We start from the raw sequence: 26,226 nt of genomic DNA, 5'->3' as shown, positions 1-26,226 counted from the left end.
TATTCAACGCCGCGCCAAGACGGTCTGGATCAGGAGCTGGATGCCAATGCCAAAGCGCGCCCTTTTTCTCTTTACCGCCGCCCTCTGTCTGGCCGCGCCCATTGCCGCGCAAGCCGAAGATACGCTCGAAGCCTGGACGCCGACCGATAGCAGCATCCGCGCGAGCGCCGCCGGGATCAGCCTGCCCCACAGCATCGCCACTCTCTCGCTCACCAAGAGCGGCGAAGCCTCCAACGGCGGTCGCGGGATCGACAATTATGCGCAATATGTCTCGCAGGATGGCGCGGTGCAGGCGACGCTCTATGTCTATCTGCCCACCTATGCCGACGCCTCGCTCGCTGCCTATATGACCGACAAGGCGGTGATGGAGCGGTTCGGCCCCAAGACCCGCCGCACCGCCTATGCCAGCGCGCCCGTCGCGGGCCAGGCCGACCGCGCGATCCGCGCCGTCTATGATGATGCGGCCGATGGCGCGCTCACCACCGCGGCAGGCTTCGTCCATGCCGGCCGCTGGATCGCCAAGATCCGCGTCACCGGCCCGACCGAACGCCGTGCCGAAGTGCTGGCCGGGCTGGACGCCATGCTTGCGCAGATGACACTGGACGATCCGGCCTCGCTCCACGCCACCGCCCCCGCCCGGTTCGACGCCTGCCCGGTAGCCGCCAACAAGGACGCCCGCCTCACTCGCACGACCGGGACCGGCGAATCCGTGCCGCAAGAGGTCCGCATGCCGCGCGAGGGCAAGGACGCGCTGTGCGTGCGCGGCACCGTCACCACCGCGCAGGGCAGTTACGACATGCTGCAACAGGTCGGCCGCACCGACGGCGCGATCATCGTGCCCGTCGATGACAGCGGCACCGTCCTCGCCTTCGATCCCGCCACCAGCGGCGCAGGCTATAAGCTGTCGATTCACATGGTCGGCCAGACCGACCTCTACGGCACCTACGACCGCGTCCCCAGCCCCCGCCAGGTCGCCGCCATCCTCGACGGCGACGATCCCTACACCGCCAAGGCGAGCGCCACCGCCGCCTACACCGCGACCGGCGAGGTGACGCTGGTGCAGGCCAATCAGATGAGGTAACCCACTTCATACAGGCCCCAGCGTCGCCCGCCGAAGACCAGCGGCACGAACACGCTGCGCAGCGCGCGATAGCGGCCTTCGCCCAGATCCTGGCGATAGGTATAGAGGAAGAAATCGCCCTCACCGTCCAGCGCACGGCGGGTCTGGCTGTCCATGAAAATCTGGCGGTTGCGCGCATGTTCCATGTTCCAGTGATGCGCGCCGGGCCGCTGCGGCTGGCTTCGCGCGCTGATATGGGTCGGCAGATAGCCGTTCATGTCGATCAGGCAGCAGCCCACGATCGCGCTGTCCTGCGCCGTGTGCCGGTCCAGCGCCGGGCGCAGCATCGCGTCGGCAAAGGCGGTGAAGCCGGTCTGATATTGCGCCGGGTCCGACCCGGCGACGCGGCGATAATCGACATCAAATAGCTGCGCCGTGTCGATATGTCCGTCGCTAAGCCCCTGCTCGATCAACGCGCCGATCTCCTCCGCGCCTTCCTCGGCCAGCGCGATATAGCGGCTGTTGCGCGTGCGTTGCGGCCCGTGCGCGGCGCTGTTGAGCATCGCATTGGCCATGGACTCCAGCCCTTCGAGCTGCACCCGCGCCTCGTCCGCCCGCGCCGCGCTCTCGCTGGCCGACTGGCGGAACGTCGTCAGGCCATGGCGCAGCGCCGCGACGTCGCCATCTGCCGCATCGGTGCAGGCCACTATCGTTTCGGATCGCTCGCCAAATTGCGTCACCAGCGATGCGATTTCGGCCATGCTCAGCCGCAGCCGGTCGATATGCCTGCCGACGCCGCGCCCCCGCACGATATTGGCTTCAACCCCGCCGATCAGTTGGCGCGCATCGCGATCGAGCTGGTGCAGCGTGTCGCCGACCGACGCGGCCGATTCCCCCGCCTGTCCCGCCAGCCGCCGGATTTCGTCCGCCACCACGGCAAAGCCCTGCGTCGCTGCGCCCCCGCGCGCCGCCTCAATCGCGGCATTGACGCCGAGCAGCCGCGTTTGCCGCGCGATCGCACCCAGTTCGTCGGACACATCGCCGACCGCCTCGATCACACTGAGAAATTGGCGCAAATGCCCCTCCAGCCCGGTGACATGCTCGACCAGACCAGTCAGCTCACCGATCGACAGGGTGATGACGTCATGCCCCTCGGCCAAGATCTGCCCGGCCCGCCGCGCGGTCAGACGCAATTCCTGCGCCGCCGTCACGCTTTCGCCATGGCTGGCCGCCAGCGCATCCATATTCGCCTGCAAGTCCGCCAGTTGCGCGGCGTCGCCCTGGATACGGTGATTGAGCGCGCCCAGAAACCCGGCTGTTTCGCTGCATTGCAATGCAATGTCGCCCGATCTTTCGCCCAAATCGGCCAGTAAGTCCCCGTTTTTCAAGCGCGCCCCGCAACGTCAATTATGTCTGGATAGTGACGCATTAACCCTGCACTGCAACACTTAATATTGTGCTGCCGTTATGATCGCGCGACCGGCTTGCATCGGCGCGCGCCCTGTCCGACAAGCCTTCCCATGTTGCTCAACTTTCTCGACGCCCTGCGCGCGGCAGGCATTCCCGCCAGCATCAAGGAGCATCTGCTGCTCCTCGAAGCGCTCGACCGCGATGTCATCGCCCGCCGCCCGGAGGATTTCTATTATCTCGCCCGTGCGACCTATGTGAAGGATGAGGGCCTGCTCGACCGCTTCGACCAGGTCTTCGCGCAGGTGTTCAAGGGCGTGTTCAGCGCGGAAGGTGTCGAGGCCGACATCCCCGAAGAATGGCTCCGCCTCGTCGCGGAAAAATATCTGAGCGCCGAAGAGATGGAGAAGATCAAGTCGCTGGGTGACTGGGACGAGATCATGGACACGCTCAAGAAGCGGTTGGAGGAGCAGAAGGGGCGGCATCAGGGCGGCAATAAATGGGTCGGCACCGGCGGCACCTCGCCCTTCGGCCATGGCGGCTATAATCCCGAAGGCGTCCGCATCGGCGGGGAATCGCGCCACAAGCGCGCGATCAAGGTCTGGGAAAAGCGCGACTTCGCCAATCTCGATAACACCAAGGAACTGGGCACCCGGAACATCAAGGTCGCGCTGCGCCGCCTACGCCGTTTCGCGCGCGAGGGCGCAGCCGACGAACTCGACCTCGACGAAACCATCCGCGGCACCGCGCGCCAGGGCTGGCTCGACATCCGCATGCGGCCCGAACGGCATAATGCGGTCAAGCTGCTGCTTTTTCTCGACGTCGGCGGATCGATGGACCCGTTCATCACGCTGTGCGAAGAATTATTCTCCGCCGCGACCGGCGAATTCAAGAATCTGGAATTTTTCTACTTCCACAACTGCCTCTATGAAGGCGTGTGGAAGGACAACCGCCGCCGCTTCGCCGAGCGCACGCCGACCTGGGACATTCTCCACAAATATGGCCATGATTATAAGGTGATTTTCGTCGGCGACGCAGCGATGAGCCCCTATGAGATCAGCCATCCGGGCGGATCGGTCGAACATATGAACGAGGAAGCAGGCGCGGTCTGGCTCGAAAGGGTCGCCCACACCTACCCCGCCACCGTCTGGCTCAACCCAACACCGCAGGCCCATTGGGGCTATAGCCAATCCACCCGCCTGATCCGCGACCTGATGAACGACCGCATGTATCCGCTGACGATCGAGGGGATAGACGAAGCGATGCGGGAATTGACGCGGAAGCGGTGATGGCTGGGGTCGTCGAACAGGTGCTGGCGCTGCTGCGGCAGGACAAAAATACCGCCGCTCGCGCGTTGGTGGACGCCGCCTGCGCGCAGGGCGATGGCACAGCGCTCGGGCTGCGCGCCCTCTGGCGGGTCGAAGGGCGACTGATGCCCCGGGCCTTGCCTGCCGCCCGCGCCGACATGCATGCCGCCGCAAATGCCGGGAATATCGGCGCAGCGCGTATGCTCGCAGGCTTCCTGGCAACGGGCGTGGGCGGTACACGCGATTGGACCGGAGCGCTCGCCCTGCTCCAAGCCTGGGCTGATCGAGATCCGCTTGCGGCCCGGCAATCCGCGCTGATCGCGACAATGGCGATCGACCAGTCGGGCGACCCGCTAGATCTTCCGCCCCGACACATATTAGTCGATCAACCCCACATCCAAGCCATACCCGCCTTGATCACCCCGTCGGAATGCGACCTGCTCGCCGACCTGTCCGAAGGGCGTCAGCGCCCGGCGCTGATCTTCCATGAAGGGCAAGGCCGCTTCGTCGCCGACCCGATCCGAAGTTCGGACGCGGCGGGCTTCCCGATTGTCTCCGAATGGCCTGCCATCCACGCCATCAATCGGCGGCTGGCAGCGGTGAGCGGAACGACGGTCGAACAGGGCGAAACCCTCCAGATATTGCGCTACCAACCCGGCCAGCACTATCGCCCCCATCTCGACGCTGTCCCCGGTCTCGCCAACCAGCGTGCGCTCACCCTGCTGGTCTATCTCAACGAGGAGTATGACGGCGGCGAAACCCGTTTCACCCGCCTCGGCCTCACCCATCGCGGGCGCAAGGGTGATGGCCTGCTCTTTGCCAACTGCCTGCCCGATGGCCGCCCCGACCCGATGAGCGAACATGCTGGACTGGCAGTACGATCAGGTACAAAACGTATTGCCAGCCGCTGGATCAGGCAGCGACCATCCGAAAGCACGGACGGCTTTGGCCGGCATGAGGCGATGACGTGATGCCCCGGCTGTCCTACAGCAGTCTCGCCTGCTATGATGCGCCACGCACTTTGCGATAGGATCAATCCCGCGCAACAAAATGTCACGATTGCCGGGAAATATGCGAAGTTAAGGCCGAAACACTACCCCACCCGTCATCGGCTCCGGCACGCCCGTCGTCCCCGGAAAGCTGATCGGCAGCCCCAGCATCGACCGCACCGCCATATAGGCAAAGCCCTGCGCCTCCAGCGCGTCGCCGTCCCAGCCCAGGCCATCGACCGGCACCACGTCCAGCCCGGTCCGCGCCCGCAGCATCGCCATCAAGGTGGCATTATGCCGCCCGCCGCCCGCGACATGGATGCAGGTGGGGCGTACCGCCAGATGGTCGATCGCCCGCGCCACTGCTGCGGCCGAAAAAGCGGTCAGCGTCGCCGCGCCGTCCTCCAGGCTCAGGCCCAGCACCGCGTCGATGGTAAAGGCTTCCCGGTCGATGCTCTTGGGCGGCGGCAGATCAAACCAGGGATCGGCCAGCATCGCCGCCAACCGCGCTTCATCGACGCGCCCCCGCCCCGCCGCCGCGCCGCCTTCATCATAGGCCGTGTTGCCCTGCGCCTGCATCCAATTGTCGATCAGCCCGCTCGCCATGCCGGTGTCGAACGCGACCAGATCGCCATCCATCCCAATAGCGGTAATATTGGCCACTCCGCCCAGGTTCAGGATCGCGGCAGGTTTCGCCAGCCCATCGGCCAGCGCGCGATGATAGACCGGCATCAGCGGCGCACCCTGCCCGCCCGCCGCCACGTCGGCACTGCGCAAGTCGCCCACCACCGTAATGCCGAACGCGCCCGCCAATGCCGCTCCGTCGCCAATCTGCCAGGTCCAGCCCCGGTCGGGCCGATGCGCCACGGTATGGCCATGAAAGCCGATCACGCCGATATCCTGCGCCACATGCCCGCTGCGCCCCAGCAGGTCGGCGATCGCCTCGACATGCAATGCGTTCAGTTCGCCTTCGACCGACGCGATGAGCGGCTCGAATCCCGGCGCGTCCATCGCCATTGCCCGCGTGCAGCTTTCCGCCAGCCGCACGCGAAACCCATCCTCATACGCCTTGGCGTGAAAGGCGACCGGCGTCACCGCCCCCGCCCCATCCGTCTCGATCAGCGCCGCGTCGATCCCGTCGCGCGACGTCCCGGACATCAGGCCAATTGCCAGCATTCATTGAACTCCGTTCAGATGGGGGACTTTTCGCCACGCATCGCCAATGCTACAGGCGCGGCCCATGAGCAACTATCAGTCCGATCTTCTGCGCCTGCTCGAAGCGCGCGGCTACATCCACCAGCTAACCGACGCGGCCGGCCTCGACGCCATGGCCGTAAGCCAGGTGGTGCCGGGCTATATCGGCTTCGATCCCACCGCGCCCTCGCTTCATGTCGGCAGCCTGGTGCAGATCATGATGCTGCGGCGGATGCAGCAGGCGGGGCACAAGCCGATCGTCCTGATGGGCGGCGGCACCGGCAAGATCGGCGATCCTTCGCTGCGCGACGAAGCCCGCTCGCTGCTGACCAACGAAAAGATCGCGGAGAATGTCGCGAGCATCAAGCGCGTATTCGAACGCTTCCTGACATTCGGCGATGGCCCGACCGACGCGGTGATGGTCGACAATGCCGACTGGCTCGACAAGCTCGAATATATCCCCTTCCTGCGCGACATCGGCCAGCATTTCTCGGTCAACCGGATGCTGAGCTTCGATTCGGTCAAGCTGCGGCTCGACCGCGAACAATCGCTCAGCTTCCTCGAATTCAATTACATGATCCTGCAGGCCTACGACTTTCTGGAACTGTCGCGCCGCGCCGCCTGCCGCCTGCAAATGGGCGGGTCGGACCAGTGGGGCAATATCGTCAACGGCATCGAACTCGCCCGCCGGGTCGATGGTACCCAGGTCTTCGGCCTTACCTCCCCGCTCATCACCACGGCGGACGGCGGCAAGATGGGCAAGACCGCCAAGGGCGCGGTGTGGCTCAATGCCGATGCGCTCTCGCCCTATGACTACTGGCAATTCTGGCGCAACACGCAGGATGCCGATGTCGGCCGCTTCATGCGCCTGTTCACCGACCTGCCGCTCGACGAAATTGCCCGGCTGGAAGCAGCGCAGGGTGCGGAGATCAACGCAGCCAAGAAACTGCTGGCCGATGCCGCGACCGCCATGGCGCATGGCACGGACGCCGCCACCGCCGCCGCCGAAACCGCGCGCAGGACGTTCGAGGAAGGGGCATCCGACGCCAACCTGCCGACCGTCAGCCTCGGCACCGACGGCCTGACCGTCGTTCAGGCGACCGCTGGCCTCGGCTTTGCGCCATCGAACAAGGAAGTCCGGCGCAAGCTGGCCGAAGGCGCGATTCGCGTGAATGGCCAAGTCGTGACCGATCCGGCCATGACGCTGAATGCAGGCGACAAAGTGAGTTTCGGCGCGAAAAAGCACGGCATGATCGTCGCCTGACGGGGAATAGAGTCTTAGGCCGACATTAACGCTTTCTGGCAGGACGTCGTTCACATCTAGACGGGCAGGCTGCGGCCATGTCCTCGCTGTTTGCCCATCTCGACCATGTCCAACGCTCGCGCGATCCCTCCGTGGATCAGCGCCGGGCGCGCCGCGATCTTGTTGACCTGGTCAGCCATGTCACCGCCGGGCATCACGCCCATAGCGTGCGGATCATCAACATCTCGCCGCTCGGCCTCATGTGCCGCAGCGACGAGAGGGTATCGGTGAGCGCGCGCGTGACCGTGTGGCTCCCACTGGTGCAGGACATGCCCGCCGACATACGCTGGGTGGAAGATGGCCGGATCGGCATGGAGTTCATCGAGCCGATCAAGCCGCGCATCTATGACGCGCTGATGGCGCTCATCCCGCCGCGTCGGACGGCCTGGTAAAAGGCAGCATCGCCGCCCCCTCCGCCGTCTCGATCCGCTGCCGCCCGCGCACTAGCGCTTCGGGCATCTCGGTCCGCAAAAAGTCCAGCATCGCCTCGCGCACATCGCAGCGCAGGTCGAACGCCACCCCGGCATTGCGCGCCGACAGCAAGCAGCGCAGTTCCAGCGCGTCGGCACGATGGTCGGTCACCTGCAACAGCACGACCCGCTTGTCCCAGCGCGCGTTGGCGGTCGTCACTTCCACCAGCTTCTCGCGGATACGCGCCACATCGGCAGTCGGATCGACATAGAGGAACACCGTGCCCAACAGGTCCGACGTCTTGGTCGTCCAGTTCTGAAACGGCTTTTCGAGGAAATAGGATACCGGCACCACCATGCGCCGATCATCCCATATGCGGACCACGACGAAGGTCAGCGTGATATCCTCGATCCGGCCCCATTCGCCCTCGACGATCACCACATCGTCCAGCCGGATCGGCTCGGAAAAGGCCATCTGGATGCCCGCGATCAAATTCTTGAGCGCAGGCTGGGCCGCAGCGCCTACGGCCAGTCCGACCAGACCGGCCGACGCCGCCAGCGTCACACCGATCGTCCGCACGCCAGGAATCGCCATCAATATCATCGCGATCACCAGCACCGCGATGACGCTTTGGGCGATGCGATAGAGGATGCGGACACGGGTATGGCGTTGGCGCGCTTTCAGATTATCCTCGGCATTAATGTCGGCGCTGCGCTCGATCATCACGCGGGTGGCGCGCATCAGTCGGAACAGCAGCCAGCCGACCAGCAGCGCGAAGACCATCTTCGACCCGATCGACCAAAGCCCCTCGACGCGCGGCCCCAGATCCAGCGGCTGCACCCCCGCCCCCAGCGCCAGCAACACCACCAGCCACCGCGTCGGCTGAAACAGCGCCGGCAACAACACCGGGTCCATCCGCTGCCGCACCAGGCGCAACACGACGGCATAGAGCGCCCAGTGAAGGAGAAAGGCCGAAGCGACAGCGAGCGCGATCGAAACGGCTGCCGTCGATGTGATATGGGTGAGGCTGAGGTCCATCCCACGAAAACGCGGCATTAGGCCGATTGTTTCGCAAGTGCAGCATGGTTGCCGACCTCGGCTTCCTTCTTTCACGCCCACGCGCGCTGCAACCCACCGTCGCACTCAGCCAACGGCCTGTTCTTCTTAGCCCTCTCCCGCCTTCACGGGAGAGGGTTGGGTGAGGGTCTGTCTTACTGTCTGGCAAACCCTAGCGAAGAAGACCCTCACCGACTGCGACTAGGGCAGCACGCTGCCAAGTCTCCGTAGCCTCTCCCGCGAAGGCGGGAGAGGGCAATAATCGCTTCCCGTCACCCCCCCCTGAGCAACCCCACAGCCGCATCCTTCTCGAACAGATACAGGCACACCCGCGCCGCCTGTCCGCGCGCGCTGTCCAGTCCGCCGTCGCGTTCGATCAGCAGCCTTGCATCATCGCGCGCCGGGTCGATCAGCGCGGCCATATGTTCGGGCGTCGCCAGCTTCAGTGCGGCCTCGCCCGATTGCCGCGTGCCCAGCACTTCGCCCGCGCCGCGCAGTCGCAAATCTTCCTCGGCGATCAGAAATCCGTCATTCGTTTCCCGCATCAGCGCCAGCCGCGCGCGCGATGTCTCGCCCAGCGCGCCGCCCCGGATCAGCAGGCAGACCGAGGGCTTGTCGCCGCGCCCCACCCGCCCGCGCAACTGGTGCAACTGCGCCAGGCCGAAGCGTTCGGCGCCCTCGATGATGATCAGGCTGCTATTGGGCACGTCGACCCCGACCTCGATCACCGTGGTCGCGACCAATATCTGCGTCCGGTTGGCGGCGAAGGCCTCCATGGCGGCATCCTTGTCCGGCCCTTTCATCCGGCCATGGACCAGCCCGACCGCTTCGCCAAAGCGCAGCCGCAGCGATTCCGCGCGCGCCTCGGCCGCCGCCTGATCGCTCGTCTCGCTTTCCTCGACCAACGGGCACACCCAATAGGCCTGCCCCCCGCCCCCCACATGGCGGGCCAGCGCATCGACCACCTCGTCCAGTCGCGTCGCGGCCATCACCACCGTCTGGATCGGCTGCCGCCCCGGCGGCATCTCGTCCAGCTTGGACACTTCCATTTCGCCATAATAGGTCAGCGTCAGCGTGCGCGGAATCGGCGTCGCCGTCATCACCAGCAGATGCGGCGCCTGGGTCGCCTTGTTGGCCAGCATCATCCGCTGCGCCACGCCGAACCGATGCTGCTCGTCGATCACCGCCAGCCCCAGCGCCTTATACTGCACCTTTTCCTGAAAGATCGCATGGGTGCCGACCAATATGTCGATGCTGCCATCGGCCAGGCCCATCAACGTCGCCTCGCGCACCTTGCCCTTGTCGCGCCCGGTCAGGATGGCAATCTCAACCGGCAGCCCGGACGCCATTTTGCGCAGCGTCTCATAATGTTGCCGCGCCAATATCTCGGTCGGGGCCAGCATCGCCCCCTGCATCCCCGCTTCGACCGCATTGAGCAGCGCCATCAGCGCCACCAGCGTCTTGCCAGACCCCACATCCCCCTGCAGCAGCCGCAGCATCGGCGTCGCCTGCGCCATGTCGCCCTCGATCTCGCCGAATGCGCGCCGCTGCGCCCCGGTCGGCGCGAAGGGCAGTTTCAGCATCGCCCGCAGCCGCCCATCGCCCGCAATCGGTACGCCCCGCCGCCGCCGCGACGATTGCCGCACCAGCATCAACGCCAACTGGCCCGCCAAAATCTCGTCATAGGCCAGCCGCTCGCGCGCCTGGGCATCGGACGGATCGGCATGAATGCGCGTCAGCGCCTCGCGCCACCTCGGCCAGCCCTTTTGCGCCAGCAGGCTGGGTTCGATCCATTCGGGCAGGTCGGGCGCACGGGCCAGCACCTGCGCCACCAGGTCGCGCATCCGGTTGTTGGTCAATCCGTCGGACAGGCCATAGACCGATTCGCGCGAGGGAACGCTGCCCGCCTCCTCCGGCGGCAGCACATCGGGATGTACGATCTGGAGCGTCTCGCCATAGCTTTCCAGCTTGCCCGACACGAATTTGGCTTCGTTCAGCGGCAACAGCTTGCGCGGCCAACCGCTATTCTTGCCGAAATAGACGAGCGACACATAATTGCCATAGCGGTCGGTCGCCTGCACCCGAAACGGCGTCCGTGCGCCGCCGCTGGCCTTATAGTCCACCGGCGTCAGTTCGATGCCGATCACCCGCCCCGCATCGGCCATGTCCAGTTCGTCGGTCAGGTGCCGGTCGACCCAACTGACCGGCAAATGAAAGGCGATATCGACCGCGCGCGCCAGCCCCAGCCGCTCCAGCGGGCGGGCCAGCGCCGGGCCAATGCCCTTAAGGACAGAGATTTCGGCAAAGAGCGGATTGAGAATATCGGGTCGCATGTCTATCTGCTGCGCTCTACTCCAGGCAGGACATATACTCAAACGCACGTTCGGCCCGGCTGTTTTTGCTCAACCCTACTCCCGTTCGTGCTGAGTAGGGGCTGAGCGAAGTCGAAGACCCGTATCGAAGCACCGGCGCTTCGATACGCCATTTCGACTTCGCTCAATGGCTACTCAGGACGAACGGAAATGGGAATGACCATGAACGACAATCCCCAGATGCGCCGCATGAAATTCCGCGCCTGGCACCGTGGCACGCGCGAAGCGGACTATACCGTCGGCGGCTATTTCGAACGCTATCATGCCGAATGGGACGAAGCCGACATCGCCTGGTTCGAACGCTTCATGGACGAACAGGATGCCGACATCATCGGCTGGGCGCTCGGCACCATCCCCGTGCCCGATGAATGGAAAGGCCCGATGATGGACAAATTCCTGAAACTCGATTTCGTGAAGATCGAGAACTGATCATCCTCCCCGGCACGGGGAGGGGGACCGCTCGCGAAGCGAGTGGTGGAGGGGGTTCGCCCCCCGCACCACGCCCGGACGATCCCCCCCTCCGTCAGGGCTTCGCCCTGCCACCTCCCCGTACCGGGGAGGATCATTGGATAGCGACAACGACAATGACCGATCTCCAAACCATCCCCCGCGCCAAAGCCCCGCTGACCCTGTCTGGCGTGCCTGCCGGGTTCCAACCCTGGCTGCTCGCCGACATCGCCCGCGCGGCCTATGGGTCGGGTCAGGCCCGCGCGCTATTCATCGCCGCCGATGAGCAGCAGATGCGCGCCATCGCCGACACCGCCCATTATTTCGCGCCGGAGATCGGGATCATCGAAATCCCGGCCTGGGACTGCCTGCCCTATGACCGGGCCAGCCCCTCGCTGCGCGCCGCCTCCGCGCGCCTGGCGGGCCTGCACGCGCTGCAAGCCGCGCCCAAGGCACCGCAACTGGTCGTCACCACGCTCGCCGCCATGACGCAGCGGACGCTCACCCCGTTCCGCGTGCGCCAACTCGTCGCCCATCTCGCGCCCAAGGAGCGGATCGCGATCACGCGCCTTGCCGCCATGCTCCAGGGCAATGGCTATGTCCGCACCGACACCGTGCATGATCGCGGCGAGTTCGCCATTCGCGGCGGCATTGTCGATCTCTTTCCCGGCGGCGAGGATCAACCGCTCCGCCTCGACTTTTTCGGCGACGAGATCGAAACCGTCCGCCGCTTCGACCCCGCCGACCAGCGCACCACCGGCAGCATCGACGGCTTCACCCTGCTCCCCGCTTCCGAAGCGCTGCTGGACGAGGAGACGATCAAGCGGTTCCGCAGCCGCTATCGCGAAACCTTCGGCGCGACAGCGACCGGCGATCCGCTCTATCAGGCGGTCAGCGAAGGCCGCCGCCTCGCGGGCATGGAACATTGGCTACCCTTGTTCGAAGAGAAGCTGGTCCCGCTCGCGGACCATATCGGCGCGGACACCGTCATCATCCGCGACCATGGCGTCGCCGGGGCCGCCGATGCCCGGTTCGAGGCGATCCGCGATTATCATGCCAACCGGGTCCAGGCAAAAACCTCCGACCCCGGTGCCTATCGGCCATTGAAGCCCGACCTGCTCTATCTCGACACCACCGAATGGAACGCAGCCGTCGCCACCCGGCCGATGCACGCCACCACCCCCTTCCATGAACCCGCCAGCGCCGACGTGCTGGACTTCTCGGTCGATGGCCCGCGCGACTTCGCGCCCGAACGCGCGCAAAATACGAACATCTACGAAGCGGTCGGCAGGCATATCGCCGCGCTGCAACGCGCGAAGAAAAAGGTGGTGATCGCCAGCTATTCGGGCGGCGCGCGCGAACGGCTGTCGGGCCTGCTGCTCGACCATGGCGTCAAGCGGCTCGCCGCCGCCGATGGCTGGCAGGAAGCACTCGGCATCGCCGCCAATGGCAGCGTGACGCTGACCGTCCTGCCGCTCGACCATGGCTTTGCCGCCCCCGATGTCGCGGTCCTGACCGAACAGGATATGCTGGGCGACCGGCTCGTCCGCCGCGCGAAGCGCAAGAAGAATACCGACGCCTTCCTTGCGGAACTCGCCACCCTGTCGCCCGGCGATCTCGTCGTCCACATGGACCATGGCATCGGCCGTTATGAAGGGCTGACCCAGATTCCGGTCAGCAAGACGGCGCATGATTGCGTCGCCTTGAGCTATGCTGGCGGCGACAAGCTGTTCGTGCCGGTCGAAAATCTCGAAGTCCTCTCCCGCTACGGGTCGGACAGCGATGGCGTCGGCCTCGACAAGCTCGGCGGCGAAGCCTGGCAGCGGCGCAAGGCCAAGATGAAGGAGCGCATCCGCGAAATTGCGGGTGAATTGCTCAAGACCGCCGCCGAGCGCGCGCTGCGCGCCGCCACTATCGCCGAACCCGATGTCGCGGGCTACCCCGCCTTCGTCGATCGCTTCCCCTATCAGGAAACCGAGGATCAGGACCGCGCGATCAGCGACGTGATCGAGGATCTGGGGTCGGGCAAGCCGATGGATCGCCTGGTCTGCGGGGATGTCGGCTTCGGCAAAACCGAAGTCGCCCTGCGCGCCGCCTTCGTCGCGGCGATGGCGGGGATGCAGGTCGTCCTCATCTGCCCCACCACCCTGCTCGCCCGCCAGCATCATATGCAGTTCGAGGAACGCTTCCGCGGATTCCCGGTCAATATCGGCCGCCTCTCCCGCCTCGTCCCCGACAAGGAGGCGAAGGCCGTCAAAGCGGGCCTCGCCGATGGCACGGTCGATATCGTCGTCGGCACCCATGCGCTGCTGACCAAGGGCATTGATTTCAAGCGGCTCGGCCTCGTCATCGTCGATGAGGAACAGCGGTTCGGCGTCACCCACAAGGAACGGCTGAAGTCCTTGAAGACCGACGTCCATGTCCTCACCCTCACTGCCACGCCGATCCCGCGCACGCTGCAAATGGCGATGTCGGGCCTGCGCGAACTGTCGGTCATCCAGACCCCGCCGGTCGATCGCCTCGCGGTCCGCACCTATATCATGCCCTGGGACGGCATCGTCATCCGCGAAGCGCTGCTGCGCGAACATTATCGCGGCGGGCAGAGTTTCTTCGTCGTCCCCCGCATTGCCGACCTCGCCGAGATCGAGGAATTCCTGCGCACAGACGTCCCCGAAATCCGCTCCGTCGTCGCCCATGGCCAGATGTCGGCAACCGAAGTGGAGGAACGCATGTCCTCCTTCTACGACAAGCGCTACGATGTGCTGCTCTCCACCACCATCGTCGAATCCGGCCTGGACATCCCCAGCGCCAACACGCTCATCATCCACCGCGCCGACCGCTTCGGCCTCGCCCAGCTCTATCAGCTGCGCGGCCGCGTCGGCCGATCGAAAACGCGCGCCTATGCCTATATGACGACGCCCGCCAACCGCATCATCACCGAAACAGCGGAAAAGCGGCTCAAGGTCTTGTCCGATCTCGACACGCTCGGCGCAGGCTTCCAGCTTGCATCGCACGATCTCGATATTCGCGGTGCGGGCAACCTCGTCGGCGACGAACAATCGGGCCATATCCGCGAAGTCGGCTTCGAACTCTACCAGTCGATGCTGGAAGAAGCGATCATGGACGCCAAGGCGGGCGGCGTCGGCCTCGAAATCCGCCGCGACAGCTTCTCGCCGCAGATCAGCGTCGATGCGCCGATCATGATCCCCGACGATTATGTCCCCGACCTCGACCTGCGCATGGGCCTCTATCGCCGCCTCAACGAGCTGGAAGACCGCCAGGCGCTCGAATCCTTCGCCGCCGAACTGATCGACCGCTTCGGCAAACTGCCTGCGCCAACACAAAATCTTCTCAAGATCATCGAGATCAAGCAGAATTGCGTGAAGGCCAATATCGCCAAGATCGATGTCGGGCAGAAAGGCGCGCTGGTCAGCTTCTTCGAAGACAGTTTCCCCAATCCGGCGGGCCTCATCGCCTATATCCAGCGGCTCGACGGCGTCGCGCGCCTGCGCCCCGACAGCAAGATCGTGGTCAACCGCGCCTGGGCCGATCCCGCCGCGCGCCTCAACGGTGCCTTGCAATTGTCGAAGGGGCTGGCCAAAGCTGCGGTCTGACCAGGGCAGGACTTTGTCGCTTGTCAGCAATGATCTGGCAACAGTGGATACCTACATCTGGCTCAGGTGATCGGGCAACATAGCCTGACGCCAAAAAGCAGGAGAATGACATGAGTTTGACCCTTATCGCCCTGGCGGCCGCGGCCGCCACCCACACCGTTCCACTCACGCATCAGGGCACGCCGGTTCAGGCGATCTACACCGCCCGTGCCGACGTCCAGACACGAACCGTGGGTGCCAAGACGCCCAATCGCATGGACATGCAACGCTGCAACTGGACCGCCACGGTCGTCGTCGACCGCAAGCTGGATCACGGCCCCGCGCTGGCCCGCACCATCGCCAGCGATACCCGCTTTTCGGGCAGCGAGTCCGGTGCCTGCTCGCGTGGCAAAAATCTCGAACAGCGTGTGCTGGCCCAGCATGGCGATCGCATCCATTCGACCTTGATGGCGATGGCCGAACGCGATCGCGCGCCGCTGATGGCGGAACTGGATTCGGTGCGCGCGCTTGCGTCGAACTGATCGCGCTATGCGGGTGGCATGGGCAGCGGCGTTCGGGCTCGCCGTCCATGCCCTTCCGGCGGTCGCGCAGGATCGCGGCCTTGCCGCCACGCTCGAAGCCGCCAGCGACGAACGCCGCCGTGGCTTGAGCTGGAGCGATGGCGACCCAGTGCTGCGCGGCACCTTGTCCGTCCCCGTCACCTCCGGCCTCAGCCTCGACGGCGCAGCCACCACCCTATGGGACAGCACCCGCCATGGCGGCGCCGACGCGGTGATCGACATCGGCCCAAGCTGGTCGCAGCAGATCGGCGGCTGGCGGCTGACCGCGCAGGGCCGCTATCATCTCTTCCCCGGTGCCTCGGATCAGGGCTATGGCGAAGTCGGCGCACAGGCAGGCTTCCTCATCGGCCCGGCCAGCGTCGACATCGCCGCTCATTATGCCCCGCGCCAATCGGCCATCGGCGGCGACAATCTCTATGTTTCCGCCGCCGCCGCCGTCGCCGTCCCCGGCACGCCCTTCACCCTGTCGGGCCATGTCGGCCGCTCGTCGGGCAGCGTGCGTGATCCCCTCGCCGCCGCCCGCCTGCGCCCCGATGGCAATTATTGGGACCATGGCGTCGCGCTCGACTGGTATCGCGGCCAATGGTTCGCCGGCATCCGCTATGCTGGCAGCAGCATTGACGGCCCCGCCCGCACCCATGCCGGCGACCGCCTGATCGCGCGCGTCGGCTTCAGCCTCTAAGCGCGCGCCACATCCAGCGCTTGTCGCGCCCACCGCAATGCCATAGCGTGCGCCCCTTACCCCAATGGAGGCGCGCGCTATGGCTGTCGAACTGACGATACTGGCATGGTCGATGGTCCTGCTGCTCGTCCACATTTTCGCAGCGGCGCATTTCAAGACCAAACAATATGGCCCGCGCTGGAACATGGGCGCGCGCGACGAAAAGCTCCCGCCGCTCCATCCCCTCGCCGGACGCCTCACCCGCGCCCAGGCCAATTTTCAGGAAACCCTGCCCATCGCCATCGTCGCGCTGATCGGCGTGGTGCTGGCCGGTTGCACCAGCGACATGACCGCGCTCGGCGCCTGGATCTGGCTCGGCGCGCGCCTCGCCTACCTCCCTGTCTATGCGCTTGGCATCCCGATGATCCGCACGCTGATCTTCCTCGTCAGCCTGATCGGCCTCGGCATGGTCCTCTGGCCCCTGCTCGGTCTCTGACACGAGTGGGTCAAAGGCGGCGACCGTCGAATAAATTGGCCTGTTCTTCCATACGCCATGCGCTAGGGTAAGCCGCTCGGTACGGGGGAGAACAAGCCATGAAACGCAGGTTGATCGAGATAGCGGCGGTCATAACCGCACTATCCGCCGCACATAGCAGCTATGCCCAGACGCAACCTACCCGCATCGAGGCGTCTGCCCGCAAGAGCTGGACGCACAAGCCCACGAAGATCGGCCTGCCGCCCACCATCGGCACTTTTGCGCGCGGCGACGTGATGGATCTTAGCGGCGGCCCGCTACTCGACGTGTCGGTCGCTTATGACGACCCCGTCTCCCGCACCCACGTCAACGTCTACTTGTACCATGCGGCGGTTCCCTCCACCGCACTATGGTTCGATGTGGCAGCGACGATGATCGCCACCAACAGCAAGTTCGGCGAACCGCAGCATCAGGGTGATCCGATCGTCTTCACCCTGCCCGGTAGCCCCATCGCATCAGGTCTTCGCCAGAGTTTCACGATCACCAAGATCGGCCGGAGCAGCGGCGTCGCGTTGGTGGCCATCGGCGAATGGGTGGTGAAACTTCGCATGACATCGCCCAATCTTGACCCAGCGCAGCTCGACACCGCTATAGCGCAATTCATGGATGCGCTCGATTGGCCAAGGAAGCTTCCTCCCCTGATAGCCGCCTCGCCACTGACGCGCTGCCCCCAGCCCATCGCCTTTGGGCCGCGCGCCACCAAGATGAAAGCTGATGGCGCAGCCGTTCTTTTGGGAGCCATGAGGGGCAGCCTGGCGACTGAGGCACGTAGCAAAGCGAAAGTGCTGAAGCACCCGGCACTATGCATCCATGGCGACCGCATCGGTGGCAGGCTGCCTGTCTATCAGAAGGAAGGCGGAGAGGGCGGCTATCTCATTCCCTTGGGCGATTCAGGCGAACTGCTTGAGATCGGTAAGGATTGGCTCGCTGGGATCCTGCTTGGGGACGCAGCCAAGGATGATGGCGCAACGCCATGGTCGGTTACGGTCATGAAACTCGACAAATGGGTGCAATATCCCAGCTATGACGCCATGCCTCCACCGACGCAGGCTGTCGAAATCGTGCAAAGCGAAAACCCGCTGTCAACGACGAGCGTCTATGGCAAAGGCAGTACGATCAGCCTATCACCTGACGCGATGAAGGGGGAGTAGCCGCCTCCCCGCTTGCCCCGCGCGCCCACGCCCGCTAAGCGGCCGCCCCATGACAGCGCATAAACCCGGCGATCCGACCACGCTCAACCGCCTCTATGGCCGCCAGTCGGGGCATAAGCTGCGTCAGGCGCAGCAAGAACTGGTCGATACCTTATTGCCCGCCGTGTCCGTGCCGGACGAAGGGCCGATCACCGCCGCGGATCTGTTCGGCTATGACCGCCCACTCCATTTCGAGATCGGCTTCGGCGGCGGCGAGCATATGGCTTGGCGCGCCGATCTGCTGCCCGACCATGGCTTCATCGGCTGCGAGCCGTTCCTGAACGGTGTCGTCACCGCGCTTGGCCATATTCGCGACGGCGCGCTCGGCAATGTCCGCCTCCATATGGGCGATGCCCTGACCGTGCTGAGCCGCATCCCCGACGGATCGCTCAGCTTCGTCTATCTGCTCCATCCCGACCCCTGGCCCAAGGCGCGCCACGCCAAGCGCCGGATGATGAACCCCGGCCCTGTCGCGATGATCGCGCGCAAGCTCAAGCCCGGCGGCGAATTCCGCTTCGGCACCGATCACCCTGTCTATCTGCGCTGGGCGCTGATGGTGATGAACGGCCATCCCGATTTCGACTGGCTGGCCAGCGACCCCAAGGATTTCCTCACCCGCCCCGGCGGCTGGCCCGAAACCCGCTATGAGGCCAAGGCCCGGCGGCTGGGCCATGAAGTCTGGTATTTCCGCTATCGCAAGCGCTGAGCCGCAGGCTCAGTCCGCCCCCTCGAATAGCGCGGGCGGCGCGCCATGGGCGTCCGGCCATGCCAGATAGGCTACATCGGTCGGCCCCACGACGAAATCGCGCACCCGCCACGCGCTGCCCGTCCGCTGCAACAGCGCATAAACATCCGGCCCATCGAGCATCCCGGCGCGCAGCCGCTCGGCATGGCGTGTCCGGGTAAAATCGATCGCATCACCGGCGGTCGTCTGCGGCACGACATGGGCGAAGGCCCAGTCGCCCTGCACGCGCAAGGCCCGCACCACAAATTGCACCGTTTGCCCAAGATCGCGCGCAATCTCTGGCCGCAACGCATCCAGCACCGCCCGCCGCTGCGGATCGCCGACGCCGATATTGCGCACAACGGTCGCTGGGGCCGCCCCAACCGATGGGGTCGCCACCGATCCGATCACGATCGAAGCCATAGCCGCGATCTTGCCCATCATCCGCATCGCTTCGCTCCCCTATGGCCGACCTGGACCAGGCCAACCCCCGATATGACAACGGCGCAGCGAACAACGTCCGCTGCGCCGTCGGTTTCACCAATCCCCGCCTCCCCCCGGATGCGGGCATCAACGTCCAGTGTCAGTTCGCCTTGCTCAGATCGACCTTCTCGACCCATTCGGGGTAGAAGCTCGGCTCGCGATTGGACCAGCCCGCCGCCGTCGCCGCCGCCTCGCTGATCGACTGCAACAAAATGCGCCGCTTTTCAGGGTGGAGATGCGGCAGGCTCGCCGCCGCGCAAAAGGCACCGGGCAGCCAGGGCCGCGCGCCCGCGCCCAACAGCCGCTCGTATAGGAAACGATAGGAGGAAAAACTGGCCAGCCGGTCCTGCCCCAGGTCGAAGGCGGAGATGGTCACCAGCGGGGCCATGAACGGCTCCACCTGTTCCAACCCGCTATCGTCGGGCACCCGCGCCTTGATCTCATCCAGCCGTCCATAGATGCGCGCCTGCGCGCGGATGGAGGCTTCCTCGACCATGTCGCGCGACCATAGCTTCATCGCGTCGCGGCGATGCAGGCCGATGTCGAGCGATCGGCGAATATAGCGTTGCGTGGCAGACGAGAAGCTCGCGAACTCGCGCAGTTCCGCCAAGGTAATGGCGCCGTCCGCAGGTTTTGCATTCGTACCCATGTTCATGCCCTCCGACCCGTAGTCGATCGTCAGAACATGCGCCCTCTATAGTTACTGAAGGCTTAAGCGCCTGTTCCGCCGCCGTTCACAAGGGATCAGATTTCCTTGTGCAGCGCAACATGTAAATCGGATGACAATCATCATTTGGTCGCGTCGCCCGTTACGCTCCCGGTCGCCGCGCCAGCACCGCGCCGATCATGCTGCGCCACACCGTCACATCGCCTGCCTGCGCCATCTGCGCGTCCGGTTCGCGCAACGTATGCAGGATGGCATAGGCGTCCTCGACATGGTCCTGCCACGCCGCATCCACGGCCCCTGCGGCATGGGGATCGCTGCCCTCACCATTATGGCTCAGATGCCGCCCTGCCAGGACGCGGGCAATGCGCTCGACGGCGGGGGTTGCGGATGTCGGCATGGGGTGCAGGCTCCTCTCGTTACGGGCGGCGATGGCTTCATCTGCCGCCCGCAAACTCTATCATCGTTCGGATCGAAAAACCATCAATCCTCCGGCGTAAAGCCCGAAGATGGCACGGGTTCACCCTTGTCACCGGGTCGCGTGCTGGACGGCGGATCGGATGCGTCCATCGAATCCTCCAATTCCTCGTCCAGCTTTTCCTCGGCATCGCGAACATGGTCCTGCGCGTCGCTGCTGCGCGCCGCGTCGGCTTGCTCGTGGGCCTTGGTCTGGGAATGATCAATCGGGGTCATGCGTCTCTCCTCCTCAATGCCACACAGGCATCTCGCCCGATCAACGGGCCGGGCCGCATCCCGGTTCCCGCGCGCCGTTCGACCAACGCGCCAACCGCTTCGACCAGCAGCCACGCGATGGGGCGACAAGCGGCCCACGCGCGCGTAAACAGGATGCCATGACACATGCGCCCGACGACGGCGAACGCGGCATTTCGCCTGCGATCGCGCTCTATTCCATTCTCGGCTTCTGGTTATTCTATGCCGTGCTGGTCACGCTGCGCGCCACGGTCATGGGCTTCGATGCCCCCTATGAGCTGGCCGCCCGCCGGGCCATCGTCACCGTCATCGGCATCGTCACGACCTGGATCTTCTACCTGATGCTGCGCCGCTTCGACACGAAGCCGCTAAGCGTCCGCGTCGTCGCCGCCTTCTCGCTCGCCGCGCCCTTCGCGCTCGCCATGGCGTCGGCCAATTTCTACATGTTCAACGTCTATGACCCGGTCAACATCTTCACTGATGGCGACCGGATGAAATTTCGCAGCGAAGAACATTTCGCGCTGATCCAGATCGTCGAGGATGCGATCAGCCGCTATTTCTTCCTCTCCGCCTGGGCCGCGCTCTACCTCGCTCTGTCCTACGCCAGCGAAGTCCACCGCACCGAACGCCGCGCCGCCCGGCTGGAACGCGCCGCGCAGCAGGCCGAACTGCGCTCGCTCCGCTATCAGGTGAACCCCCATTTCCTGTTCAACACGCTCAACAGCCTCTCGACCCTCGTCATGCGCAACAAGCCCGACGAAGCGGAAAAGATGATCCTGTCGCTCTCCAACTTCTACCGCACCAGCCTGACCGGCGATCCGCTCGACGACGTGCCGCTGGCGGAGGAAGTCCATCTCCAGCAACTCTATCTCGATATCGAGGGTGTCCGCTTCCCCGAACGGCTGACGAGCGTCATCGACATTCCCGCCGACCTGATGACCGCCTGCGTCCCCGGCCTCATCCTCCAGCCGCTGGTCGAAAATGCGATAAAATATGGCGTGTCGCGCACGTCCAGCCCGGTGCAGATCCGCATCACCGCCCGCGCCGATGGTGACCTGCTCCACATCAACGTCACCGATAATGGCGACCAGCCGCCCGGCGACGCCGATCGCGGCAGCGGCATCGGCCTCGCCAATGTGCGCGACCGGCTGACCGCGCGCTTTGGCGATCAGGGCCGCATCGCTTATGGTCCGCGCGAAGGCAGCGGCTTCTCCGTCCTCATCACCCTCCCCATCATCCGTCAGAGTTGCTGATCCCCATGTCAATCCGCACCATGATCGTCGATGACGAACCGCTCGCGATCGAGCGGCTGCAGATGCTGTGCGCGCGCGAACCGCGCCTGACGCTCTGCGGCACCGCCAGCGACGGCGAAGCCGCCCTCCGCCTCATCGAAGCGCTCAAGCCCGACCTCGTCATGCTCGACATCGCCATGCCGCTGCTCGACGGCATCGGCGTCGCCCGCGCGGTCAGCCGCATGGGCCTGCGCCCCGCCATCATCTTCGTGACCGCCTTCGAAGGTTTCGCGGTCGAGGCCTTCGATCTGGCCGCCGTCGACTATCTGCTCAAGCCCGTCGCGCATGACCGGCTCACCCGCGCGATCGACCGGGTTGAGGCGGCGCGCAGCGTGGCCCCCACCGACGCCCCCGCCATCTCGACCGAGGCGCAACCCGACTGGGCCGAGGAATTCTGGGTGCCACACCGCTCCGAACTCATCCGCATCGCCACCGACCAGATCGACCGGATCGAGGCGGAGCGCGACTATATGCGCCTCCATGTCGGCAGCCACAGCTATCTCCTCCACCAGACGATCAGCAGCCTGGAGGAACGGCTCGACCCGCAGCAATTCGTCCGCCTCCACCGCTCCCACATCGTCCGCCGCGACCATATCGCCCGCCTGCGCCATGACGGCAGCGGCGTGTGGTTCGCGGCGCTCGCCGACGGCAATGAAATCCGCATCGGCCGCACCTTCCTCGCCAACGCCAGAGCCATGACCGGCCGCTAACCAATCCTCCCCTGTAAGGGGAGGGGGACCGCCGAAGGCGGTGGAGGGGTGTCACCCTCACGATAGCGTGACACCCCTCCGTCAGGGCTACGCCCTGCCACCTCCCCTACCAGGGGAGGATGCCGAAACACAAAAAAGGCCCGGCAATTCACCGGGCCTTCTCTCTATCACGTCGCGCTACCAATCAGTTTGCGACCAGCGGCAACCCGTCCTTGCCCCGCGCATCGGCATAGCGCTCGCTCGTCTCGGCCCTCGCAATCGCGGCGCTGATCGGCGCTTCGACGCGGGCGATCGCCTTGGCCTTGCACGCCTGCATGGTGGCGAGGTCGCTGGCGCTGCACACACGGCTCGCGGCACGCGCAATGCGGCTGCGCAACTGCGCCTGATGCGCGGGGTTCGATAGGTCGAGGTCGCCATGATAGACCGGGCTGGTGCGGCCATTGGAGGCGAAATCCTCGGCGGAAGCGGCACCGGCGCTGGCAAACAGGATGGCGGAAGCGGCGGCGGCAAACAGGGTCGAACGGAACATCATCTATCTCCTCAAAATCTGGTTTGGCCGGTCCGCCGCCAAATGGGGGGCTGCGCAGCGGGCCGGGGTGCGAACGGGGGGAGCCGGGGTCTTGGGGTCGGCGTCCTGCCCCGTTCGCCCATCCTGTTTAGCCCCGCGCCCCGCCCGATGCCCGCCCGCTTCGACCGGCAGCCCGCGTCATCGGCGAACGACGCCTGCACCGACGAAGCGCAAAATCGCGCCGACCAACCGCAGGACGAACGACATGTCGCCGCGCCACGAACGACATGAGCCGTAAGGGAAAGCGCGAATCGTAACGATGGGAGGGACAATAGAAAACGCCCCCGGCGCAAGGGATGGCCGGGGGCGTATCCAGGTTGCTGTCGGGCACACCGGGATCGGGATAAACTGTCAGGCCGGAGACGACACCATCAGGGCTGAACCGTCTCTGAACTTACCGCCATTATAGGGCAGCGCACGCCCGATGCGCCGTCCGTTCGATAATCGGCCCTCCGCTCCCGCTGGGCGGCATGGACGCGGGATCAACCGTCAATCAGGCCCGACCAACGACATGGGCGGCGCATCCCGCTCCAGCGGCGGCAGCCCCGCCACCTGCAACGCCTCCACCAGATAGGCCTCGAACGCCGCATCGCGCGACGGCGCCCGCTGCCGCATCCACGCCAGCGCCACCAGCGCCCGCCACGCCGCCAGCGCTTCGGGGTCCAGCCCAGTGAGCGCCCGGTGCCGCCGCACATAATAAGCGCTCGCCGCATCGCGCATCTTCGCCGCCGCCCAGCCCAGCACCGCCGCGCCGCCCTCGCCACCGACATCCCCGCCCGGCCCGAAGCGCATCACCATCTCGGTCCGCACCACATCGGTCGCCGCCATGCCCCGCGCCGCGCGCGACCAGTCGATCACCGCCAGCCCCTCCTCGGTCACGATCAGATTGGCGGGGTGCAGGTCGCCATGCGACAGCGCATCGCCTTCGTTCAGCTGGTCCAGCCGGTCGACCGCCGCCGCGCGCAGCCGCTCGCCCACCGGCGCCGCCTCTATGTCGACGCGCAATATCGCCTTGCGACTGCGCAGCGTCGGCACATGGCATTCCGAAATCCGCTGCTGCAACCGCGCCATCTCGCCCAGTGCCCAGCGCCCGCGATGCGGATTGCGCGCCATATAAGCGAGCAGGTCCGGCCCCGCCATGTCGGCATAGACGATCCCCTGCCGCCCGCCCGCTTCCTGCACGCCATAAGTGCGCGGCACCGGCAGCCCGCTCGCCTGCACCGCCCGCGCGATCGCATATTCGCGCGCGACGATGCTGGGGTCGATCCCGTCATGAAACAGCTTCAACACCCGCCCCTCGCCAAGCCGAAACACCTCGGCACTGGCCCCGGCGGCGATGAAGGTGGAAGGATCAGGTAGGCGCATAGCGGCGCGATGTGCCGCAGCGGAAGGCGCTTGACCAGCCCTTTTGCGGCAGCAGGAACGCGCCCCCCTCCACCCTCAAAGCCCCCCTCGCCTAAACCGCCCGCGCCTCGACCAGCCTCGCCGCCAGATCCCGCGCCGTCCGCGCCGCACCCATCAGCGTGGCTGATCCCGCCCCGCACCAGTCGCCATAGCCCGCCAGCCACAGCCGCGGCACCTTGATCGACCGCTGGTCCTCCACCAGAACCCGGCCATCCGCCTCCACCACGCCCAGCCCCGCCAGATGCGCCAGCGCCGGGCGAAAGCCGGTACACCAGATGATCGCATCGACCTTTGTCTCCGACCCGTCCGGCCACACCACCCCCGTCGCCGTCATCCGCGTGAACGGCCGCCGAGTGCTGAGGTCACCGCGCGCCCGCGCCGCCTTGACCGGCGGCACCATGACGATGTCGCCAATGCCGCCCACCGGCACATCGCTTGGCCCCGCCTTCATCCGCGCCACCGCCCGCTCGAACAGCACCCGGCCATCGACATCGTCGGGCAGGAACAGCGGTTCCTGCGTCGTCACCCAGATCGTGCGCGCCACCGGCGCCAGCTCCGCCGCGATCTGCGCCCCGCTATTGCCGCCGCCGACCACCAGCACGTTCTGCCCCGCATAGGCCTCCGGCCCGACATAATGCGCGGAATGGACCTGCACCCCCGCAAACAGCGCCCGCCCCGCCATGTCGGGCATATAGGGTTGCGACCAGGTGCCCGTCGCGCTGACCACCATCCGCGCGGCAAAGCGCCCCTTGTCGGTCACGACCGCCAGAGCATCGCCCGCCTGCTCGACCGCCGCCACCCGCACCGGCCGCTCGATCGGCAGCGCATAGCGCGCCTCATAGTCCCGCAAATAGGCCAGCACGTCATCGCGCGTCGGATAGCCCGTATGGGCCGGCGGCGGCATCAGCCAGCCGGGCAGCGAACTATAGCCAGCGGGCGAAAACAGCCGCAACGACTCCCACCCATGCCGCCACGCCCCGCCCGGCCCGTCTTCCGCATCCAAAATCAGGAAATCCGCCCCCGCCCGGCGCAGATAATAGCCGAGCGCCACCCCCATCTGCCCGCCCCCGATGACGACGATATCGCGTGGGACAGGATCAGTCATGGCATCACATCCTCAATCGCCGCACCGCCCCTCCGCCAGCCCGGCGGCAGGATCAGGTGCGGCACGGTAGCACCGAAGGTGCGCCAGCCAAGTACGCTTGGCCAGTGTTTTTGCGGCGGGAGCAGTAAACCGAATCGATTGTAAGCCCTCGTTTCACTTCAGCGTTGATGGATCGCAATGGCCGCTTGAAGTTCCATTATAAAATTCTAAAAAAAACGCACCGCTTGCAGTTGGAATGAGCATCAAACCAAATTGGTTTTTTCCAATTATACCAGTTCTCTCAAAGTTTTGATCCATTGGAAACACGGCTCGTCGATCGGCGCAATATCGCTTGTTGTTGCCCCCTAAAGGCCGGACAGTTCCTCACGGGTTGAACGTTCGATAAACTCTCTTGGCGATCTGTAGCCGAGAGCGCGATGCGGATGCACGCGATTATAGTGGTCGAGCCATTTTGGCAGC

Annotated in this window: 26 protein-coding genes; 14 read left to right on the top strand and 12 right to left on the bottom strand. The window is 65.5% G+C overall.

Going from position 1 to position 26,226, the window contains the following annotated elements:
• Positions 1 to 46 precede the first annotated feature (46 nt).
• Positions 47 to 1,081 (top strand): hypothetical protein, encoded by a 1,035-nt coding sequence (locus SxD43FB_RS09690; protein WP_096061995.1) that lies wholly within the window; start codon positions 47 to 49, stop codon positions 1,079 to 1,081.
• Here SxD43FB_RS09690 and SxD43FB_RS09685 read toward each other — a convergent pair.
• The gene (locus tag SxD43FB_RS09685) at positions 1,069 to 2,448 is read right to left on the bottom strand and encodes a methyl-accepting chemotaxis protein (RefSeq protein ID WP_096061994.1); all 1,380 of its coding nucleotides are present in this window, start codon (positions 2,446 to 2,448) and stop codon (positions 1,069 to 1,071) included. The genes SxD43FB_RS09690 and SxD43FB_RS09685 overlap by 13 nt on opposite strands.
• Positions 2,449 to 2,580: 132 nt before the next feature.
• Between SxD43FB_RS09685 and SxD43FB_RS09680 the strand changes: the two genes are divergently transcribed.
• Positions 2,581 to 3,756 (top strand): VWA domain-containing protein, encoded by a 1,176-nt coding sequence (locus SxD43FB_RS09680; protein WP_096061993.1) that lies wholly within the window; start codon positions 2,581 to 2,583, stop codon positions 3,754 to 3,756.
• Positions 3,756 to 4,745 carry a 2OG-Fe(II) oxygenase gene (locus tag SxD43FB_RS09675; RefSeq protein WP_096061992.1) on the top strand — a complete coding sequence of 330 codons (990 nt, stop codon included), beginning with the start codon at positions 3,756 to 3,758 and terminating at the stop codon, positions 4,743 to 4,745. The genes SxD43FB_RS09680 and SxD43FB_RS09675 overlap by 1 nt, the downstream gene beginning before the upstream one ends.
• A 108-nt stretch (positions 4,746 to 4,853) precedes the next feature.
• Here the strand turns inward: SxD43FB_RS09675 and SxD43FB_RS09670 are convergent, their stop codons facing one another.
• A complete protein-coding gene (locus tag SxD43FB_RS09670; RefSeq protein WP_096061991.1) occupies positions 4,854 to 5,939 on the bottom strand; it encodes an anhydro-N-acetylmuramic acid kinase in 1,086 nt (361 codons plus the stop codon).
• Between the two features lie 64 nt (positions 5,940 to 6,003).
• Between SxD43FB_RS09670 and tyrS the strand changes: the two genes are divergently transcribed.
• Together tyrS and SxD43FB_RS09660 are read left to right on the top strand one after the other, a co-directional pair.
• Positions 6,004 to 7,221 carry a tyrosine--tRNA ligase gene (gene tyrS, locus SxD43FB_RS09665; protein WP_096061990.1) on the top strand — a complete coding sequence of 406 codons (1,218 nt, stop codon included), beginning with the start codon at positions 6,004 to 6,006 and terminating at the stop codon, positions 7,219 to 7,221.
• 77 nt (positions 7,222 to 7,298) lie between these two features.
• Positions 7,299 to 7,652 (top strand): PilZ domain-containing protein, encoded by a 354-nt coding sequence (locus SxD43FB_RS09660; RefSeq protein ID WP_096061989.1) that lies wholly within the window; start codon positions 7,299 to 7,301, stop codon positions 7,650 to 7,652.
• Here the strand turns inward: SxD43FB_RS09660 and SxD43FB_RS09655 are convergent.
• Together SxD43FB_RS09655 and recG are read right to left on the bottom strand one after the other, a co-directional pair.
• Positions 7,624 to 8,727 (bottom strand): mechanosensitive ion channel domain-containing protein, encoded by a 1,104-nt coding sequence (locus tag SxD43FB_RS09655; RefSeq protein WP_255245654.1) that lies wholly within the window; start codon positions 8,725 to 8,727, stop codon positions 7,624 to 7,626. The two genes, SxD43FB_RS09660 and SxD43FB_RS09655, sit on opposite strands and share 29 nt — an antisense overlap.
• Before the next feature lie 272 nt (positions 8,728 to 8,999).
• Positions 9,000 to 11,060, bottom strand: a complete 2,061-nt coding sequence (gene recG / locus SxD43FB_RS09650; protein WP_096061987.1) for an ATP-dependent DNA helicase RecG — start codon at positions 11,058 to 11,060, stop codon at positions 9,000 to 9,002.
• A 201-nt stretch (positions 11,061 to 11,261) separates the two neighbouring features.
• Here recG and SxD43FB_RS09645 point away from each other — a divergent pair, with 201 nt between their 5' ends.
• The 7 genes from SxD43FB_RS09645 to SxD43FB_RS09615 all read left to right on the top strand — a co-directional run bounded on the left by SxD43FB_RS09645 (position 11,262) and on the right by SxD43FB_RS09615 (position 18,812).
• Entirely contained in the window at positions 11,262 to 11,528 is a 267-nt protein-coding gene (locus SxD43FB_RS09645) for a succinate dehydrogenase assembly factor 2 (protein WP_096062086.1), read from the top strand.
• Between the two features lie 155 nt (positions 11,529 to 11,683).
• Positions 11,684 to 15,160: a transcription-repair coupling factor gene (mfd, locus tag SxD43FB_RS09640; protein ID WP_096061986.1), complete on the top strand. Its 3,477-nt coding sequence runs from the start codon at positions 11,684 to 11,686 to the stop codon at positions 15,158 to 15,160.
• 110 nt (positions 15,161 to 15,270) lie between these two features.
• Entirely contained in the window at positions 15,271 to 15,681 is a 411-nt protein-coding gene (locus SxD43FB_RS09635; RefSeq protein WP_096061985.1) for a hypothetical protein, read from the top strand.
• Between the two features lie 7 nt (positions 15,682 to 15,688).
• Positions 15,689 to 16,402, top strand: a complete 714-nt coding sequence (locus SxD43FB_RS09630) for a TorF family putative porin (protein WP_096061984.1) — start codon at positions 15,689 to 15,691, stop codon at positions 16,400 to 16,402.
• Between the two features lie 79 nt (positions 16,403 to 16,481).
• Entirely contained in the window at positions 16,482 to 16,877 is a 396-nt protein-coding gene (locus SxD43FB_RS09625; protein WP_096062085.1) for an MAPEG family protein, read from the top strand.
• A 98-nt stretch (positions 16,878 to 16,975) separates the two neighbouring features.
• On the top strand, positions 16,976 to 18,067 hold the full coding sequence (locus tag SxD43FB_RS09620) for a hypothetical protein (protein WP_096061983.1): 1,092 nt from the start codon (positions 16,976 to 16,978) through the stop codon (positions 18,065 to 18,067).
• 49 nt (positions 18,068 to 18,116) lie between these two features.
• Positions 18,117 to 18,812, top strand: a complete 696-nt coding sequence (locus tag SxD43FB_RS09615) for a tRNA (guanine(46)-N(7))-methyltransferase TrmB (protein ID WP_069064925.1) — start codon at positions 18,117 to 18,119, stop codon at positions 18,810 to 18,812.
• A gap of 9 nt (positions 18,813 to 18,821) precedes the next feature.
• Here SxD43FB_RS09615 and SxD43FB_RS09610 read toward each other — a convergent pair whose 3' ends face one another.
• The 4 genes from SxD43FB_RS09610 to SxD43FB_RS09595 form a co-directional block, all read right to left on the bottom strand.
• A complete protein-coding gene (locus tag SxD43FB_RS09610; protein ID WP_176482733.1) occupies positions 18,822 to 19,274 on the bottom strand; it encodes a hypothetical protein in 453 nt (150 codons plus the stop codon).
• 139 nt (positions 19,275 to 19,413) lie between these two features.
• Positions 19,414 to 19,962: a hypothetical protein gene (locus SxD43FB_RS09605; RefSeq protein ID WP_096062084.1), complete on the bottom strand. Its 549-nt coding sequence runs from the start codon at positions 19,960 to 19,962 to the stop codon at positions 19,414 to 19,416.
• Positions 19,963 to 20,122: 160 nt separating this feature from the next.
• Positions 20,123 to 20,377: a hypothetical protein gene (locus SxD43FB_RS09600; protein WP_096061981.1), complete on the bottom strand. Its 255-nt coding sequence runs from the start codon at positions 20,375 to 20,377 to the stop codon at positions 20,123 to 20,125.
• Positions 20,378 to 20,460: 83 nt separating this feature from the next.
• Positions 20,461 to 20,670, bottom strand: coding sequence for a hypothetical protein (locus tag SxD43FB_RS09595; RefSeq protein ID WP_096061980.1), 210 nt, complete (start codon positions 20,668 to 20,670; stop codon positions 20,461 to 20,463).
• Positions 20,671 to 20,828: 158 nt separating this feature from the next.
• Here SxD43FB_RS09595 and SxD43FB_RS09590 point away from each other — a divergent pair, with 158 nt between their 5' ends.
• Together SxD43FB_RS09590 and SxD43FB_RS09585 are read left to right on the top strand one after the other, a co-directional pair.
• The gene (locus tag SxD43FB_RS09590; RefSeq protein WP_096061979.1) at positions 20,829 to 21,941 is read left to right on the top strand and encodes a histidine kinase; all 1,113 of its coding nucleotides are present in this window, start codon (positions 20,829 to 20,831) and stop codon (positions 21,939 to 21,941) included.
• Between the two features lie 5 nt (positions 21,942 to 21,946).
• The gene (locus SxD43FB_RS09585; protein WP_096062083.1) at positions 21,947 to 22,690 is read left to right on the top strand and encodes a LytTR family DNA-binding domain-containing protein; all 744 of its coding nucleotides are present in this window, start codon (positions 21,947 to 21,949) and stop codon (positions 22,688 to 22,690) included.
• Positions 22,691 to 22,874: 184 nt separating this feature from the next.
• On the opposite strand, the gene SxD43FB_RS09580 is transcribed toward SxD43FB_RS09585, so the two are convergent.
• The 4 genes from SxD43FB_RS09580 to SxD43FB_RS24715 form a co-directional block, all read right to left on the bottom strand.
• On the bottom strand, positions 22,875 to 23,219 hold the full coding sequence (locus SxD43FB_RS09580; RefSeq protein WP_096062082.1) for a UrcA family protein: 345 nt from the start codon (positions 23,217 to 23,219) through the stop codon (positions 22,875 to 22,877).
• A gap of 528 nt (positions 23,220 to 23,747) precedes the next feature.
• A complete protein-coding gene (locus tag SxD43FB_RS09575; RefSeq protein ID WP_096061978.1) occupies positions 23,748 to 24,623 on the bottom strand; it encodes an aminoglycoside phosphotransferase family protein in 876 nt (291 codons plus the stop codon).
• Between the two features lie 91 nt (positions 24,624 to 24,714).
• A complete protein-coding gene (locus SxD43FB_RS09570; RefSeq protein ID WP_096061977.1) occupies positions 24,715 to 25,767 on the bottom strand; it encodes an ArsO family NAD(P)H-dependent flavin-containing monooxygenase in 1,053 nt (350 codons plus the stop codon).
• 344 nt (positions 25,768 to 26,111) lie between these two features.
• The coding region (locus tag SxD43FB_RS24715) for an integrase core domain-containing protein (protein WP_141249483.1) at positions 26,112 to 26,226 on the bottom strand (115 nt) is incomplete at its 5' end.

It is taken from the genome of Sphingobium sp. D43FB, from assembly GCF_002312805.1.
Taxonomy (GTDB): domain Bacteria; phylum Pseudomonadota; class Alphaproteobacteria; order Sphingomonadales; family Sphingomonadaceae; genus Sphingobium.
Note: the sequence above shows the minus strand (reverse complement) of the source record. Positions and strands in the feature narration are given on the sequence as shown.